Annotated in this window: 14 protein-coding genes; 7 read left to right on the plus strand and 7 right to left on the minus strand. The window is 35.5% G+C overall.

The window, feature by feature from the left end:
- Positions 1-16: 16 nt before the first annotated feature.
- The 7 genes from rodA to ACFFU9_RS06085 all read right to left on the minus strand — a co-directional run bounded on the left by rodA (position 17) and on the right by ACFFU9_RS06085 (position 8057).
- On the minus strand, positions 17-1294 hold the full coding sequence (rodA, locus tag ACFFU9_RS06055) for a rod shape-determining protein RodA (RefSeq protein WP_379860500.1): 1278 nt from the start codon (positions 1292-1294) through the stop codon (positions 17-19).
- Positions 1294-3234 carry a penicillin-binding protein 2 gene (gene mrdA, locus ACFFU9_RS06060; RefSeq protein WP_379860501.1) on the minus strand — a complete coding sequence of 647 codons (1941 nt, stop codon included), beginning with the start codon at positions 3232-3234 and terminating at the stop codon, positions 1294-1296. The genes rodA and mrdA overlap by 1 nt, the downstream gene beginning before the upstream one ends.
- A complete protein-coding gene (locus tag ACFFU9_RS06065) occupies positions 3231-3737 on the minus strand; it encodes a rod shape-determining protein MreD (RefSeq protein ID WP_379860502.1) in 507 nt (168 codons plus the stop codon). The genes mrdA and ACFFU9_RS06065 overlap by 4 nt, the downstream gene beginning before the upstream one ends.
- Positions 3730-4551: a rod shape-determining protein MreC gene (mreC, locus tag ACFFU9_RS06070; RefSeq protein WP_379860503.1), complete on the minus strand. Its 822-nt coding sequence runs from the start codon at positions 4549-4551 to the stop codon at positions 3730-3732. Before mreC ends, ACFFU9_RS06065 begins: the two co-directional genes overlap by 8 nt.
- Positions 4552-4573: 22 nt before the next feature.
- Entirely contained in the window at positions 4574-5605 is a 1032-nt protein-coding gene (locus tag ACFFU9_RS06075; protein ID WP_379860504.1) for a rod shape-determining protein, read from the minus strand.
- A 244-nt stretch (positions 5606-5849) separates the two neighbouring features.
- On the minus strand, positions 5850-7382 hold the full coding sequence (gene purH, locus ACFFU9_RS06080) for a bifunctional phosphoribosylaminoimidazolecarboxamide formyltransferase/IMP cyclohydrolase (RefSeq protein WP_379860505.1): 1533 nt from the start codon (positions 7380-7382) through the stop codon (positions 5850-5852).
- 216 nt (positions 7383-7598) lie between these two features.
- On the minus strand, positions 7599-8057 hold the full coding sequence (locus ACFFU9_RS06085) for an XrtF-associated fRMsr-like GAF protein (protein ID WP_379860506.1): 459 nt from the start codon (positions 8055-8057) through the stop codon (positions 7599-7601).
- 97 nt (positions 8058-8154) lie between these two features.
- Here ACFFU9_RS06085 and xrtF point away from each other — a divergent pair, with 97 nt between their 5' ends.
- The 7 genes from xrtF (at position 8155) to ACFFU9_RS06120 (ending at position 15821) form a co-directional block, all read left to right on the plus strand.
- Entirely contained in the window at positions 8155-8706 is a 552-nt protein-coding gene (gene xrtF, locus ACFFU9_RS06090) for an exosortase family protein XrtF (RefSeq protein ID WP_379860507.1), read from the plus strand.
- The gene (locus ACFFU9_RS06095) at positions 8699-9127 is read left to right on the plus strand and encodes an exosortase F system-associated membrane protein (protein WP_379860508.1); all 429 of its coding nucleotides are present in this window, start codon (positions 8699-8701) and stop codon (positions 9125-9127) included. Before xrtF ends, ACFFU9_RS06095 begins: the two co-directional genes overlap by 8 nt.
- A gap of 57 nt (positions 9128-9184) precedes the next feature.
- Positions 9185-9586: an HYC_CC_PP family protein gene (locus tag ACFFU9_RS06100; RefSeq protein ID WP_379860509.1), complete on the plus strand. Its 402-nt coding sequence runs from the start codon at positions 9185-9187 to the stop codon at positions 9584-9586.
- Positions 9587-9685: 99 nt separating this feature from the next.
- Positions 9686-12085: a heavy metal translocating P-type ATPase gene (locus tag ACFFU9_RS06105; protein ID WP_379860510.1), complete on the plus strand. Its 2400-nt coding sequence runs from the start codon at positions 9686-9688 to the stop codon at positions 12083-12085.
- Positions 12086-12088: 3 nt separating this feature from the next.
- Positions 12089-14332: a TonB-dependent receptor gene (locus ACFFU9_RS06110; RefSeq protein WP_379860511.1), complete on the plus strand. Its 2244-nt coding sequence runs from the start codon at positions 12089-12091 to the stop codon at positions 14330-14332.
- A 169-nt stretch (positions 14333-14501) separates the two neighbouring features.
- Positions 14502-14849, plus strand: a complete 348-nt coding sequence (locus tag ACFFU9_RS06115) for a heavy-metal-associated domain-containing protein (protein WP_379860512.1) — start codon at positions 14502-14504, stop codon at positions 14847-14849.
- 15 nt (positions 14850-14864) lie between these two features.
- A complete protein-coding gene (locus ACFFU9_RS06120; protein ID WP_379860513.1) occupies positions 14865-15821 on the plus strand; it encodes a tetratricopeptide repeat protein in 957 nt (318 codons plus the stop codon).
- Positions 15822-16332: the final 511 nt, after the last annotated feature.

Below are 16332 nucleotides of genomic sequence, written 5' to 3' on the forward strand. Positions count from 1 at the left end.
AAGTTATAGTTTTATTTTACCATTCATTGATTCTATTGGAATCTAGCTTTACAAATATGAAAAGTAAAATGGTAAAAGCCCAAAGGCCAGAGCCCCCATAACTAAACATGGGAAGTGGAATACCAATGGTTGGAATTAAGCCCATAACCATGCCGATATTAATCATAAAGTGCATGAATATAATAGCTGCAACGCCGTAGCCGTAAACACGACTAAATTGAGATTTCTGTAACTCGGCCAAATGTAAGATTCGAATTAAAAGTAGCACGAAAACAATAACAACAAAAGCACTGCCCAAAAAGCCCCATTCTTCGCCAACCGTGCTAAAAATATAATCGGTGTGTTGTTCGGGTACAAATTTACCAGTTGTTCTGGTGCCTTCCATAAAACCTTTACCTGTTAAGCGCCCAGAACTAATAGCTTTTTCCGATTCATTTAAATTATAAGCAAAAGTACGCTTCATTTCTTCAAGTTTTTCTGGGTCTTTCTCAAGCCTAAGCCATAAATTTATACGGTCTTTTTGGTGCGATTGCAATAGGTTTTCATAAAAAAATTTCACACCGAATGATAACGCTACGGATACCATCCATATGAAAACAGTTTTTAAAAATGGAGGTTTTCTTCTGGGTAAAAAATGAAAGATAAGCACCATTATACTTGCTGCGATTGAGGTTATAATAGCCCCAAACTTTAAAGATAATACCGATAATAACGCCAACAATACTCCAATAATTAAATACGCTTTTGGCAAGCCTTCCCTGTGCAGCACAAATATGAATGTAACATAGACTAGCATGCTTCCTGTGTCATTTTGTAATAAGACCAATAATGCAGGAATACCGATAATTGTAAAGAGCGCTATCTGATCTTTAAAATCTTGGATATTCGTGTTTAAATCACTTATATATTTAGCTACGGCAAGTGCCGTCGCTGCCTTTGCAAATTCGCTTGGCTGCAGTGTCATGCCGCCAATGCCATACCACGCGGTGGCACCATTTACACTTTTTCCGAACAAGAAAAGTCCGGCAAGAGATAGCATGGATATGATGTAAATAACACTGGAAAATCTTTCATAAAATTTAGCATCAATGGATAATATGATAACAATGAGTCCAAACGTTAAAAAAATAAACATCAATTGCTTTCCGTAGGATTGAGAAAAATCAAAGTAATCTACAGTGTCTCCCGTATGGGATGCCGAAACTATATTTACCCAACCAAAGCCTACCAATAGTAAAAAAAGAATTATAGTAATCCAGTCAAATTTAAAATATCTATTCGTATCTCTAACCATTACCCTGAAGTCTTTGTTATGGATTGCAAATGCGTTTTAAGGCGCCTGTATTCGGCTTCGTCTACCAGCTTAGGCATGGTGGCTCGATTTATACCAAAAGGTTTTCCCGAGTATGGTTTTGCGTATTCATCTTCAAGGCTGTGTCTTAAGATCCATTCCTCCATATCGGTTCGGGTAATCTTGTCTTTTAAATATTTTTCAATCATTAAACCAGCAATTCGTCCTGCAAAACGACCTCCCCAGTACCCGTTTTCTACAAATACGGCCAATGCAATTTTAGGATTGTCCTTAGGTGCAAATGCCACAAAAATGGAATGGTCTGTCAATTGAGTTTTAACTCCGTCGATTTTCATAAAATTTTCTGCTGTACCTGTTTTTCCACATATTTCTATGTCTTTTACTTGAAGCGACGCAGCAGTACCTTTTGTATAAACATCAAACATGCCTTGTATAATAGGGTCGAAATTTTGTTTATCAATAGTGGTGTGCTTGGCAGTGGTATAATTATCATCTATGGTTTCGCCTTCAATAGATTTTATAATATGCGGGGTGTAAAAATAGCCTCTATTTGCTATTGCGGCAACCATATTGGCCAATTGGATAGGTGTGGCCTCTACTTCACCTTGACCAATTGCATTGGAGATATTGTAAGTGGATACCCAGCGATTTTTCCCGTACCATTTATCATAAAAAGCACCATCTGGAATCCGACCTTTATTGCCTATTCTTAAGTCGTATCCTAAATAATCGCCTAAACCAAAACTTTTAACATGATTGCTCCAAACATCCATACCTTCCGAGGGGTCTTTATACTTGTCTATAATGCGACGGTACACATTTGCGAAATAAGCATTGCAAGACTGTGCAATGCCGCCAACCATATTTAGGGGAGTCGGGTGGCTGTGGCACCCTGTAAGGCGTCTGCTTCCTAAGTAATAGCCCATTCTACAGCCAATTTGCTCATTTTCGGTGATAACATTTTCTTGTAAACCGATTAACGCATTCATTACTTTAAATGGAGATCCAGGGGGGTACTGTGCTTTTAAACTGCGATCAAATAAAGGTTTAGCAATAGTATCGTTGTAAAGTTTTGTAAAGTTTTTAGATCGCTCTCTACCTACCAATAAATTTGGATTGTAAGTTGGTGCAGAAATCATGGCCAATATTTCTCCACTACTAGGCTCAATAGCAATAATTCCACCATGCTTGTTTTGCATAAGCAATTCACCGTATTCTTGTAATCTAGCGTCTATAGTAATGGTAATGTCTTTTCCTTGTTCGGGTATCGTATCGAGCAATCCCTCTTTATAGGGTGCAATATCTCTATTAAAACGGTCTTTTTGAATAAACTTGATCCCTTTAACGCCTCTTAGGGTTTTTTCATAAGAGGCTTCCACACCTTGTTTTCCTATAAGATCTCCAGGTTTGTAGTAAGGTTCTTTTTCTATAATGGCGTGGTTTACCTCGCCAATGTCTCCTAGTACATTAGCCCCAATACTGGTTTCATAATGTCTTAAGGAACGTTTTTGAATATAGAAACCTTCAAATTTTCGCATTTTTTCCTGTAATACCGCATAATCTTCTTTAGACATGTGCGGCACTAAAACAGATGGCAACCTAGGAGAGTAATGTCTGGCTTTCTCAATAGTTTTTAATAGCCTTTCTTTATCCATTTTTAATAATGTACAGAACTCTAAGGTGTCAAATGGTTTCACTTCACGAGGAATAACCATCACATCATATGATGGTTGGTTGGATACTAAAAGTTTTCCTGTCCTGTCGTAAACAAAACCTCTTTTCGGATAATCAAAAACTTTCCTTATAGCATTATCTTCATATAAGCTTTGCGTATTTTCTTTATATATCTGCAAATAAAAGAGCCTAGCTAAAAAAGTAAGTCCTACAGAGATTATAATGATAAGAAGTAAAAATTGTCTCATTTGGTTTTCCGACTAAAAATGATGGTGAACAGAATGCACAATAAAATAGTGAAAATACTAGAGAATAACGTTTTTTCAAGTATCAAAATTATTTTTGAAATGCTAAATATTTCTAAATAAAAAAGTATGAAATGATGAATAATAGTTAGGAAAACGATGTAAATTAGTTTGGATCCAAAATCGACCACATCAAATTTTAAATTTTGATATTCATAAATAGTTCCAAAACTAAACTTTAATACTACGGGGCGTATATAAGCGACGGCTACAGATGCGGCTGCATGTATACCTCCAGAGTCTAAAAACATATCAACAGAAAGCCCTAGAGTAAAAGCTAAAAAGATAAACAACATCCGGTTGTTCTTTACAGGAAATAGAATAAGAAAAAGGATATATATGTAAGGATTGATATAGCCCAAAAAATTAATATGATTACAGATTAAGACCTGAACCAAAATGAGCATAATAAAACGAACGCTATTGGCGGTTATAACCCTATTCATGATTAGTATCTAGTAAATTAGTAATTTCTTTAATATCTTTATTCTCTATAATATAAACATGCTCTAAGCTAGTCATGTCATTAAAGAGTTTAATGTTTATTTCATAAAAATTTTCTGCAACATCCAAATGGTAGTCGTGAATTGTACCAATAAGAATCCCCTTTGGGAAAATGGACGACCGGCCCGAGGTTACTATGGTATCGCCTTTATTAACAGGGGCGATTTTTGGTATGTCGATCAACTGGATAAATTCTGGAGATTTGGCATTCCAAACTAAGGTGCCAAAATGATTTGTTTTTTTTAGTTGGGCACTAATTTTACTTGTGGTATTTAAAATTGAAATGACTGTAGAAAAACGATTGCTGCTTTCATCAACAATTCCAACAATCCCTTTGGAGGATATAACCCCAAAATCTTCCTTAATACTATCTTTTATACCTTTATCAATAAGTAAAACATTGTTGGTTAAAGCGTAACTATTTTTTAAAATATGAGCGGCTTTAAAAGCGTACGTGCTATCTAAAGGGAATGCGTTTTGAAATGTTGAGTCTACTTTTATTTCTAAGTTTGCTATTAATGTTTTTAATCTGCTGTTTTCTTCAGATAAAATAACATTCTGCTCTTTTAAATTTAAATAATCACTTATGTTATTTACCGTATTATAAACACCACCGGTTAAAAAATTAGCCGAATTCACAAACTTACTCTTATGGTAAGAATGGGATTGAATGGTGAAAAAAAGTGATAAAGAAAAAAGCAACAAGAACAACAAAAAGGTTTTGTTCCTTATTATAAAATTAATAATCTGTTGCATGTTTTATGAACCTATTTTATGCTTATTTAATCAATATGCTTTTATATTTAGATAGATTTTTAAGTGTGATACCTGTACCTCTAACTACGGCACGTAATGGGTCTTCTGCAATATAAACAGGTAAATCTGTTTTTTGGGATAAGCGTTTGTCCAACCCTCTTAACATAGAACCACCACCACCAGCTAAATAAATACCTGTATTATAAATGTCGGCTGCTAATTCTGGTGGCGTTTGGGATAAGGTTTCCATAACGGCATCTTCTATACGTAAAATAGATTTGTCTAATGCTTTGGCTATTTCGCGATAGGATATTTGAACCTGTTTTGGTTTTCCTGTTAGCAAATCACGGCCTTGTACACTCATATCCTCTGGAGGCAGCTCTAAATCTTCGGTAGCAGCACCAATCTGTATTTTTATTTTTTCGGCAGTACGTTCACCCACATATAAGTTGTGCTGGGTACGCATGTAATATACAATATCATTTGTAAAAACATCACCTGCAATTTTAACCGATTTGTCACATACAATACCACCCAATGCAATTACCGCAATTTCGGTAGTTCCACCACCTATATCCACGACCATGTTTCCTTTAGGTTGCATAATATCGACACCAATACCCACGGCTGCAGCCATAGGTTCATGTATTAAATACACTTCTTTGCCATTAACACGTTCTGCACTTTCTTTTACAGCACGCATTTCTACTTCAGTTATTCCGGATGGAATACAAATAACCATACGCAGTGCAGGAGTGAAAAATCTTTTCTTTAAAGCAGGGATATTTTTTATAAACATACTGATCATCTGCTCGGAAGCATCAAAATCTGCAATAACCCCATCTTTCAATGGCCGGATGGTTTTAATGTTTTCGTGGGTCTTGCCCTGCATTAAACTGGCTTCTTGCCCTACGGCTATGATTTTGCCAGAAATTCTATCGCGTGCGACAATGGATGGCGCATCTACAACAACTTTATCGTTATGTATAATAAGTGTATTCGCAGTACCTAAATCTATCGCTATATCCTCAGTTAGGAAGTCAAAAAAGCCCATGTGCTATTAGTAGTGTTTTGTGGTTAAGAAACAAATCCCGTAAATGTAGTAAAAGTTAATAAATATATGTCTTTTATAAATGTTCAAAATTTTATTAAACTAAGGCGTCTGGTTTTTATACGTTTTGTTTCTGTTTTTAGATTATAAAACTAAATCATTTTATAATATAACGCAGCATTTTTTATATTATTAGAGTCTTCCCGATAGATGTAGCTAACTATCGGGAAGGGATTCTGTTATTGTATTAGTGTTTGAAATGACGTGTTCCTGTAAACACCATAGCGACACCATTTTCATTACAATAGTCTATGCTCAATTGGTCTTTAATAGAGCCACCGGGCTGTATTACAGCGGTAATACCTGCTTTTTTTGCAATTTCCACACAATCTGGAAAGGGGAAAAAAGCATCACTTGCCATAGCAGCACCATTTAAATCAAAATGAAACGATTTTGCTTTATGAATGGCTTGCTCTAAAGCGTCTACACGACTGGTCTGTCCTGTGCCACTGGCAAAAAGCTGTTTGTTTTTAGCCAATACAATGGTGTTGGATTTGGTGTGTTTGCAAATTTTAGAAGCGAATATTAAATCCTCTATTTCTTCTGCTGTTGGTGCTGTATTAGTAGCGTTGGTAAGACCTTCAATTGTGTCGGTTATGTTGTTTCTCTCTTGTACCAAAATACCGTTCAGGCAGCTTCTTACGTTGGTTTGTGGCATGTCGATGTCATGAAGCACTAAAATAATACGGTTTTTTTTGCCTTGAAGGAGTTCTAAGGCTGCTTTGGAGTAAGAAGGGGCTATAACTACTTCACAAAATAGACCGTGAATTTCTTGGGCCGTAGCTAGGTCTATTTCTGTATTGCTAATTAAAACACCACCAAAAGCCGAGACAGGGTCGCCCGCCAAAGCATCTACATATGCTTGATGAAGCGTATCGCGTTGTGCTAAGCCACATGCATTATTGTGTTTTAAAATAGCAAAGGTAGGGGCGTCATTTTTAAACTCCAACATCAAATTGACGGCTGCATCTACATCTAATAAGTTGTTATAGCTAAGTTCTTTGCCGTGAAGTTTTGTGAAGATATCATCAAAATTTCCGAAGAAAAACCCTTTTTGATGTGGGTTTTCTCCATAGCGCAATACTTTGCCTTTCGTTTCGCTTATTTTTAAAACAGTTTCTTCATTATTTTTATTGAAATAGTTAAAAATAGCCGAATCGTAATGAGAGGAAACATTAAAAGCTTTTCCTGCGAAGCGTTTTCTATTTTCTTCAGAAATGGCACCATTGTTTTCCGAAATCAATTCTAAAAACTCATTATAGTCGTCTACAGAAGCAACACAAATAACATCGGCATAGTTTTTAGCAGCTGCACGAATCAATGAAATGCCTCCGATATCGATTTTTTCAATAATATCTTGTTCACTAGCGCCAGAAGCTACTGTTTTTTCAAAAGGATATAAATCTACAATCACCACATCAATTTGTGGGATGTTATACTCTGCTAATTCAGCAACATCGCCTTTGTGGTTTTGTCTGTTTAAGATGCCTCCAAATACTTTCGGGTGCAAGGTTTTTACACGGCCACCCAAAATGGACGGGTAAGACGTGATGTCTTCAACAGGCACAACATCAACCCCTAAATCATTAATGAATTTTTGAGTTCCTCCTGTAGAGTAGATGGTAACATCTTGTTCGTGTAATTTTTTAATGATTGGTTCTAAGCCTTCTTTGCTAAATACCGAGATTAATGCAGATTTAATAGTTTTTTCGTTGCTCATTTTGCTGAATTACTTATAAAAATCGCCTGCCCATAACTGTTGGGATTCGAGAGGACATTATAAGATTTGTTTAAAAGATTGTTAACGCATGCAAAAGTAGTTATTTCAACTAAAAAAAACACGTATAATATTTTTAAAAAAAAAGCTTAAAGTTCTATTAAAAAAAAAAGGGTGTGGAATGCTATTGAAGGTACATGGAACGTGGGGTTGGTTGGTTTACACGAATAATTTTGCTACTTTTCTACAAACAAATTCTAAAAAACGTTCGTCATCTACAGTAAAAGGATCTATAGTGTTCGAGTCGATATCAATTTGGCCAATGTTTTTTCTGTTTACGAAAATAGGGATTACAATTTCTGCCTTTACAGTAATGCTACAGGCGATATAATTGTGTTGCGTAGACACATCGGGCACTACAAAGTTTTGATTGCTCACGGCTACTTGTCCACAGATACCTTTTCCAAAAGGGATTACCGTATGGTCTGTTGGAGCACCTACATAGGGGCCTAAAAGGAGTTCTTGTTTGTCGCCATTTCTAAAATAAAATCCAACCCAATTGTAATAATCTATATGTGTTTCTAGTAATTGGCATATTTGTAACAGGCGTTCATTTACAGAGCATTCTGTATTTTTAACAATCGTTTTTATTTTCGGTTTTAAGGCATCAAAAGTCATATGTGCAAAAGTTTTTGGTAAATATATCTAAAAAGCTGTAAATTCGATTTCTCACAAAATAGAAATCGATTCGTTTTAAGCCCTTAATTTATTTCATTTGAAAATTCTTTTTAATAAATACAGATCTGTTATACGTTTTATGGTCACGTTTTTGTTGGTGTATATCTGTTTGTCTGTCGCTTATAAGTTTTATTTAGATTTTTCTGAAGTGTCTAAGTTTTATCCCGATTATTTTACTAATCTAGTTGCGCAACAAACCCAACTTTTATTGGGCGATTTAGGATATAATGCTCAGGTTTCTCCACATCCAGACGAGCCCTCCATGAAACTTATTGTTAATGGTAAATTTTTGGCGCGTATCATAGAGGGGTGTAATGGGATAAGTGTTATCATTTTATTTGTGTCTTTTATTATTGCGTTTTCAGGAAAACTTAAAACAACTTTTTTATATGTGTTTGCAGGTAGTGTTTTGTTATATGTGGTTAATGTGCTTCGAATTGCTATTTTAACCATGGGCATATACCATTATCCTAAACAAGAAACGTTTCTGCATACAGTTGTTTTTCCAGGGATAATTTATGGAATGGTGTTTTTGCTTTGGGTGTTTTGGGTTAATAGGTTCTCTAATTTAAAAAAAGAAAATGATTAAACCCGTTACTTACATACTTGTGTTTTTACTTGTTGGGGTATTGGTTGCTATTCGTTTTTTTGAAAATGAATTGTTTTATGACCCGTATTTAACTTTTTTTCAAAACGACTATCTGTATGTGGATAGCCCAAGACGGGAGCTTTTTAAATTGATGGCCTTTACAACGTGGCGATATGTATTGAATACCGCTGTGTCTTTAGTAATATTGTTGCTTCTTTTTAAGGATAAAGGTATGGTTAAATTTTCTGCATACATTTATTTTTTTGCTTATATTGTGTTAATACTCATTTATTTATATTTTGTTGTAAATCCTAAGCAAGAAGATTATTATTTATTTTTTAATATCCGTAGATTTTTAATACAACCTATTCTTTTAATTCTTCTAGTGCCTGCTTTCTATTATCATAAGTTAAAAAGCTAAAGTGTTAATCCTTTTTAAAAGTGTTCGTATGCGTCTCTTTTTTTGTATTTTAGCAGTGTGATAAAAGAAGGATTGCATAAAGTATTCTCGATGGCATTGGCCTTATTGGTGTTAATTTCAACTGTATCCTTTACTATTGAAAAGCATTTTTGTGGTGATGTACTAATAGATGCTTCTGTATTTGCTGAAGTAGAAAGATGCGGTATGGAATCTGCCGAAATTCAGTATAAGAAATCTTGTTGTAAGGATGAGGTTGATGTTATTCAAGGCCAAGACAAGTTAAAATCTTCAAGTTTTGAAGATTTAGATTTTAAGCAACAGCAATTTATAACGGTTTTTGCATTTGTTTTTAAAAACACGTTTAAAAGCTTATCACAGCAGGTTGTCCCTCATAAAAATTATTCTCCACCCATTTTGATCTCAGACATACAAGTTTTGGATCAGGTTTTCATTATTTGATTTTTTTTAAATTCATTTTATCCTTTAATATGGATTTAAGCATGAATTAGAGCATTGCGCATAGGCGTAACGAATCATAAACATTCAAATATAAATTAAATGACACATATATATACGGTTACAGGCATGTCCTGTAATGGTTGCAGAGCCCATGTTGAGAAAATGCTTAATAGCATTCCAGAAGTGACTCATGCTACTGTTGATTTAGAAAAAGCAGAAGCCACCATTGAAATGGATAGGCATATCCCGCTAAGTGCCCTCCAGAAGGTTTTAAAGGAAGATGGCGGCGGCTATCAAATCCATAAGCATGGGGATAAGCCAGTAGAAAAACCAGAAAAAAATGAAAAGCCAAAAGGTGTAGGGACTGGCGTTTATTATTGTCCGATGCATTGTGAAGGTGATAAAACCTACAATAAACCAGGGGATTGCCCTGTATGCGGCATGGATCTTGTGGAAGAGGTGTCTTCATGGGACGAAGACTCTGGAACAGACAAAAACCATCAAAAACTTTTAAATAAATTCTGGATGGCAGTCGGTTTTACATTGCCTATTTTTATAATAGCGATGTCTGAAATGATTCCCAATAACCCTCTCTATAAAATCTTAGATATAAACTATTGGAACTGGATACAGTTTGTGCTTTCTATTCCTGTGGTGTTTTATGCAACTTGGATGTTTTTTGAGCGTGCTTATAAATCTATAAAAACTTGGCATTTAAATATGTTTACGCTTATCGGTATAGGAGCTGGTGTAGCGTGGATTTTTAGTGTTGTCGGCCTCTTTTTTCCAGATGTTTTTCCAGAACAGTTTAAAACAGAAACCGGTACCGTGCATGTGTATTTTGAGGCTGCCACGGTTATTTTAACCTTGGTACTGTTGGGCCAGGTTTTAGAGTCTCGTGCACACAATAAAACCAACACGGCGGTTAAGGAACTCCTTAAGTTGGCACCCAATAAAGCGATTCGGGTTATAGACGGCAAGGAAGAAGAGGTGGCTATAGAAGCTATTAAAATAGGTGATTTTTTACGTGTTAAACCTGGTGAGAAAATCCCTGTAGACGGTAAGATTGTTAATGGAGAAACGTCTATTGACGAGGCCATGATTACAGGAGAACCTATACCTGTTACTAAAATAAAGGACGACCCTGTTCATTCTGGAACTATTAATGGGAAACAATCCTTTCTAATGGAAGCAGAGAGAATTGGATCCGATACCTTATTGGCGCAAATCGTTAAAATGGTTAATAATGCCAGTAGGAGCAAGGCCCCTATCCAAAAGTTAGCTGATAAAATTTCAGGATATTTTGTGCCTATTGTGATTTTGATTTCCGTTATCACATTTGTGATTTGGAAAATATTTGGTCCAGAGCCGTCTTATGTATATGCCTTGGTTAACGCTATTGCAGTGTTGATTATTGCTTGTCCATGTGCCCTTGGTTTAGCGACGCCCATGTCTGTAATGGTGGGTGTTGGTAAAGGTGCTAAATCGGGTATATTGATTAAAAATGCCGAAGCTCTTGAGCAATTGAATAAAATCAATACGCTAATTATTGATAAAACAGGGACGATTACAGAAGGTAAGCCCTCTGTTGAAAAAGTAGAGGCAGCAAATGATGAGTTCGACACTAACAAAGTGTTGCAATACATAGCGTCTATAAACCGTTGCAGCGAGCATCCTTTAGCAGATGCCACAGTAGCTTATGGGAAATCAAAAGGCATTAATGCCTTAGAGGTAAAGGGCTTTTTGTCGGTTACAGGGAAGGGGGTTACAGGAACGATCAATGAGGATCAGGTAGCTCTTGGAAATCATAATCTTATGGAGTCGGAAAACGTAACGGTTCCTGAAACACTTCAAAACCACATAAGTGAATACCAAAAACACGGAAAAACGGTGCCCATATTGGCTGTAAATGGGAAAGCGGTAGGGTTTGTGGTTATTTCAGATAAAATAAAAGATAGTAGTAAAAAAGCAATTGCAGCACTGCAAGCCAAAGGTATCGAAATTATAATGCTTACGGGCGATAATAAGGATACGGCTAAAGCGGTTGCCGACGCCTTGGGCTTAAAAGATTTTAAAGCAGAAGTGCTTCCTGAGGAAAAACTTAAGGAAGTTGAAGCACTTCAAAAACAAGGAAAAATAGTCGCTATGGCAGGCGATGGCATAAATGATGCACCAGCTTTAGCAAAAAGTGATGTAGGTATTGCAATGGGAACAGGTACAGACGTTGCTATTGAGAGTGCGGTAATCACCTTGGTTAAAGGCGACTTACAGGGCATTGTTAAAGCCCATAACTTAAGTGAAAAGGTAATGACAAATATTAAACAGAATTTATTTTTTGCCTTATTTTATAATAGTGTTGGTGTGCCAATTGCGGCAGGAGTGTTGTTTCCTCTTTTTGGAATCTTACTTTCTCCCATGATTGCCGCTTTAGCGATGAGCTTTAGTTCGGTTTCTGTAATTACAAATGCCTTACGTTTAAAAAATGCCAAAATAGATTAAAGAATGAAAAACATATTATATATCATAATGCTGTTTCCTGTTATGCTCATTTCGCAAGAGAAATTAAGTGGCGTTATATGGGAAGCAAATAATGAAAATGAACATATCGGTTTGCCTGGTGCCAATGTATATTGGTTAGGGTCTGCCATCGGCACCGTTACCGACATAGATGGGAAGTTTACCATTTCATACGATGGAAGCTATGAAAATCTAGTGATAAGTTATGTGGGATTTAAAACAGATACCATTAAAATAAAAAAAGCTAAAAATATACAGCATTGGTTGCAGCCTACTAGCACACTTGATGAGGTGATGCTTACGTCTAGAAGACAGACAACAGCCAAATCGTATTTACAATCGCAAAATACATTTACGGTAAGTAGTGAGGAGTTGCTTAAGGCGGCTTGTTGCAATCTATCAGAAAGTTTTGAAACCAATCCCTCTATTGATGTGAACTTTGCAGATGCTTTAACCGGAACAAGACAAATAAAAATGTTAGGTTTAGATAGTCCATATATTTTAATTGCAACCGAAAATATTCCTTCAATCCGTGGAGCGTCGCAAGCATTCGGACTTAGTTTTATCCCTGGTACCTGGGTGGAAAGTATCCAAATAACTAAAGGTGCGGGTAGTGTGGTAAACGGTTATGAGAGTATAGCGGGCCAGATAAATGCAGAGCTTGTAAAACCCTCTACCGACGATAAGCTGTTTGTTAATCTCTACGGAGCAAGTAGTGAGCGCCTAGAATTGAATACCCATATAAACACTCAAGTGAGTAACAGATGGCATACGGGTTTATATGTGCATGGAAACATGCATGAGCAAGCCCATGATGTTAATGACGATGGCTTTCTGGATATGCCAAAATATAATCAAATTAATGTGATGAACCGTTGGCAGTATACCAATCCCGAAAAAGGTTTTGTTAGTTTTATTAATCTTAAGTTTTTAAATGATGAAAAACAAACAGGTCAAGTTGATTTTAATCCGAAAACAGATAAGTTAACAACCAACGCATGGGGTAGTGAAATCGACACTAGGCGTTATGAGGTGTCTGCTAAGATGGGGTATGTGAATCCGCAAATCCCATGGCGTAGTATTGGGGTTCAAGCAGCTTTTAGCAATCATAAACAAGACTCTTATTTTGGATTGAATGAATATGATATAGAGCATACTAGCGTGTATACCAATGCTATTTATAGTTCTATTATTAGTGATTCTCGACATAAAATTAAAACGGGTATCGGTTATACGTATGATCATTATGATGAATTTTTAAATGTTCCAAATTTAGGTACCGATTACGAAAGAAAAGAAACCTCTGTAGGCGCGTTTTTCGAGTATAATTATGATAGCTTAGATAAGTTGAATTTAACGGCAGGGATTCGTGTAGACGAACATAATGTGTTAGGAACGTTTTTAACACCACGGTTACACGTGCGCTATACGCCTTGGGAGAAATCTGCCTTACGCATGTCTTTTGGTCGTGGTAAACGAAGTGCCAATATTTTTGCAGAAAACCAAAAGGTGTTTTCGACATCCAGAACTGTAAATATTCTAAATTCAGCAGGAAAAATTTATGGATTGGATCCAGAGATTGCCTGGAACTACGGTGTATCCTTTTTACAAGGTTTTAATCTATTTAATAGAAAAGCAGACATTACGTTAGACTATTATAAAACCGATTTTAAAAATCAAGTCGTAGTAGATTATGAAAATCCTCAAGAGATTAATTTTTATAATTTAGAAGGGGAGAGCTATGCCAATAGCTTTCAAGTAGAAGTGAATTATAACGTGTTTAAACATTTTAATTTGCGCACGGCATATAAATATTATGATATTAAAACCGCGTATAGCTCAGGAAAACTTTCAAAACCTTTAATTCCGGCACATCGTTTTTTTGCTAACGCTTCTTACCAAACCCATTTGCGTAATAATGGCAACTGGAAATTTGATACCACCTTTAATTGGCTAGGTGAACAGCGGTTTTCATCAACGGCTTCTAATCCGTTAGCATATCAACTATCGGATAATACACCAACTGTAGCGACTTTAAATGCGCAGATTACTAAAGTGTTTTCTGAAAAATTTGAAGTATATTTAGGTGGTGAGAATATTACTAATGTAAGACAAAGTAATCCAATTCTTGGTGCGGATGATCCTTTTGGCTCAAATTTTGATACTACATTTGTGTACGGGCCGGTTTTTGGAAGCATGTACTATGCTGGCTTACGATTTAGAATATAGGGCATTGCGAAAGCGGAAATATTATCTTATGAAACATAATTTATGAACTCACGCCTATTTTAAAATAAATGATTCGTGTATTTTTGAACATCATATAAAAAGAAAGTTATAAATGATTTCTGTAAATCTGAATGGATATTGGGGTTTACAGAAATAAAAAAAGAGATTTATGAAAAATTTTATTATCATTACAGTATTACTCATAACAACAGCAACGTTTGCTCAAAATAAGAATCAACGCGCTAGTGTAGAGGTAGATGGAGTTTGTCTTATGTGCAAAAGCCGTGTTGAAAAAGCGAGTTTAGGAACCAAAGGCGTGAAATCTGCGATATGGAACGTTAAGACCCATGAGTTGAAACTGATCTATGACGCTAGAAAAACAAATATAGAAACCATTCAAAAAAGTATAGCAGAAGTAGGTCACGACACTAAAGACGTAAAAGCTACAGACGAGGCTTATAATAAAATACACGACTGTTGTAAATACCGTGATGAAGAGGTTAGGGACGCTCATTAATACATATTATTTTTTATGAAAAAAACAGTCCTAATAGCTTTATTGATACCTTTTTTTACGTTTGCACAAGCTAACAAGCTCTTTAGAAAGGCAATGAGGACAACAGATTTAACTGAAAGAATTGATTTGCTCTCTCAAGCCATAGTCGAAGACTCGCAGCATTTGGATGCTTATTTTCAACGAGCGCTAGCCAGAGATCAAATGGGAGATTTTAGTGCTGCCATATTAGATTACACTAAGGTCATCTTTTTTGAGCCTGGTGCCGATTCTTATTACAACCGTGGAAATTCAAAATATAAATTGATGGATTTTATGGGGGCGAAAGAGGATTATGCTCAAGCTCTCGTATTAGACCCACAATTTATTGAGGCTCGGTATAGTTTGGCATCTGCAAAATATGAGCTGAAAGATTATGAAGAAGCTATTAAAGATTTAAATATCGTAATAAAATTGCTTCCTGAGTATGAGGGAGCATACCGTTTAAGAGGGTTTGCTTATGCAGCATTAGACAAGTCGCTTGAAGCATTACGTGATTTTTCGCTGGTTATTTTACTTAAGCCAACCTCTGATGCCTATTTTAATCGAGGCGTTTCTTATTTGGATATTAATTACTATCAACAAGCAAATGATGATTTTTCTACAGCCTTAAAAATCGATAAGGATAATAGTTTGGTGTATTTTTTTAAAGGGAATTCACACTTTTTATTAGGGGAATACGATCAAGCTTTTTTAGATTTTAATACGGCTCTCGGTTTTGATACTTTAGATTACGATGCTGTAATCGGTTTGGCATTAACGTATTACAAAACTGGTAATCTGGAAAATTCTAAATTACAATTTGAAAAAGCCAAACGGATTCTAGGAGCTTCTTCTCAAAACAAGAAGGGGATTGAGGTTTTTGATAACACGTATTGGTTTGTTAATCAGTATTATGTGTTTAATGAGAATTACGAGAAGCTATCCCGCCTTTAGAGTTGATAAAATTAATTGGATATTAGGTGTGTCAAGGGGGGTGTAGTATTTATATGTAAGAATAATTGCGTGTTTTATATGCCTAATTTAGCAAATAAATAACAGATAGAAAGTGTGTTAGTGCTTTCGTAAATAGGCTTTTACTAGCAGTTAATTTTATACGGTGCTAGGTGTAGTGCTTTCCTATTCATTCTTCAGTTCAGTAATAAATAAAAACGGGCTGTATTCAATTCTATTATTTTCTGAAAAGTATTTAATTTTATCTTCTTTTATTATTTTTCCGTTTTTTGTCCATCTTAAATTCCAATCGCAGTTACAAGGTTGAATTATTGGTAATAATAACTTGTTCAAATTTGCTTTAATTTTCCAAGTCCATTTTGGTTCATAATTTTTCACTTGATAAGGTTCTAGTTTAGCCCCTTAATAGTTCGGAGTGATATTTTAAATTTGAAAACCCATATATTTGAGATATGAAATACAGGAAATGGACATTAGAACAGAAGTTAGAAAT

Source organism: Mariniflexile ostreae, from assembly GCF_042427585.1.
GTDB classification, from domain to species: domain Bacteria; phylum Bacteroidota; class Bacteroidia; order Flavobacteriales; family Flavobacteriaceae; genus Pseudalgibacter; species Pseudalgibacter ostreae.

Excerpts from the sequence above, each read along its gene's own strand:
- ACFFU9_RS06085 (WP_379860506.1), bottom strand. The coding sequence starts at position 8,057 with ATGACTTTTGATGCCTTAAAACCGAAAATAAAAACGATTGTTAAAAAT.
- ACFFU9_RS06095 (WP_379860508.1), top strand. The coding sequence starts at position 8,699 with ATGATTAAACCCGTTACTTACATACTTGTGTTTTTACTTGTTGGGGTA.
- ACFFU9_RS06110 (WP_379860511.1), top strand. The coding sequence starts at position 12,089 with ATGAAAAACATATTATATATCATAATGCTGTTTCCTGTTATGCTCATT.
- ACFFU9_RS06115 (WP_379860512.1), top strand. The coding sequence starts at position 14,502 with ATGAAAAATTTTATTATCATTACAGTATTACTCATAACAACAGCAACG.
- rodA (WP_379860500.1), bottom strand. The coding sequence starts at position 1,294 with ATGGTTAGAGATACGAATAGATATTTTAAATTTGACTGGATTACTATA.
- ACFFU9_RS06075 (WP_379860504.1), bottom strand. The coding sequence starts at position 5,605 with ATGGGCTTTTTTGACTTCCTAACTGAGGATATAGCGATAGATTTAGGT.
- mrdA (WP_379860501.1), bottom strand. The coding sequence starts at position 3,234 with ATGAGACAATTTTTACTTCTTATCATTATAATCTCTGTAGGACTTACT.
- ACFFU9_RS06065 (WP_379860502.1), bottom strand. The coding sequence starts at position 3,737 with ATGAATAGGGTTATAACCGCCAATAGCGTTCGTTTTATTATGCTCATT.
- ACFFU9_RS06105 (WP_379860510.1), top strand. The coding sequence starts at position 9,686 with ATGACACATATATATACGGTTACAGGCATGTCCTGTAATGGTTGCAGA.
- mreC (WP_379860503.1), bottom strand. The coding sequence starts at position 4,551 with ATGCAACAGATTATTAATTTTATAATAAGGAACAAAACCTTTTTGTTG.
- ACFFU9_RS06120 (WP_379860513.1), top strand. The coding sequence starts at position 14,865 with ATGAAAAAAACAGTCCTAATAGCTTTATTGATACCTTTTTTTACGTTT.
- purH (WP_379860505.1), bottom strand. The coding sequence starts at position 7,382 with ATGAGCAACGAAAAAACTATTAAATCTGCATTAATCTCGGTATTTAGC.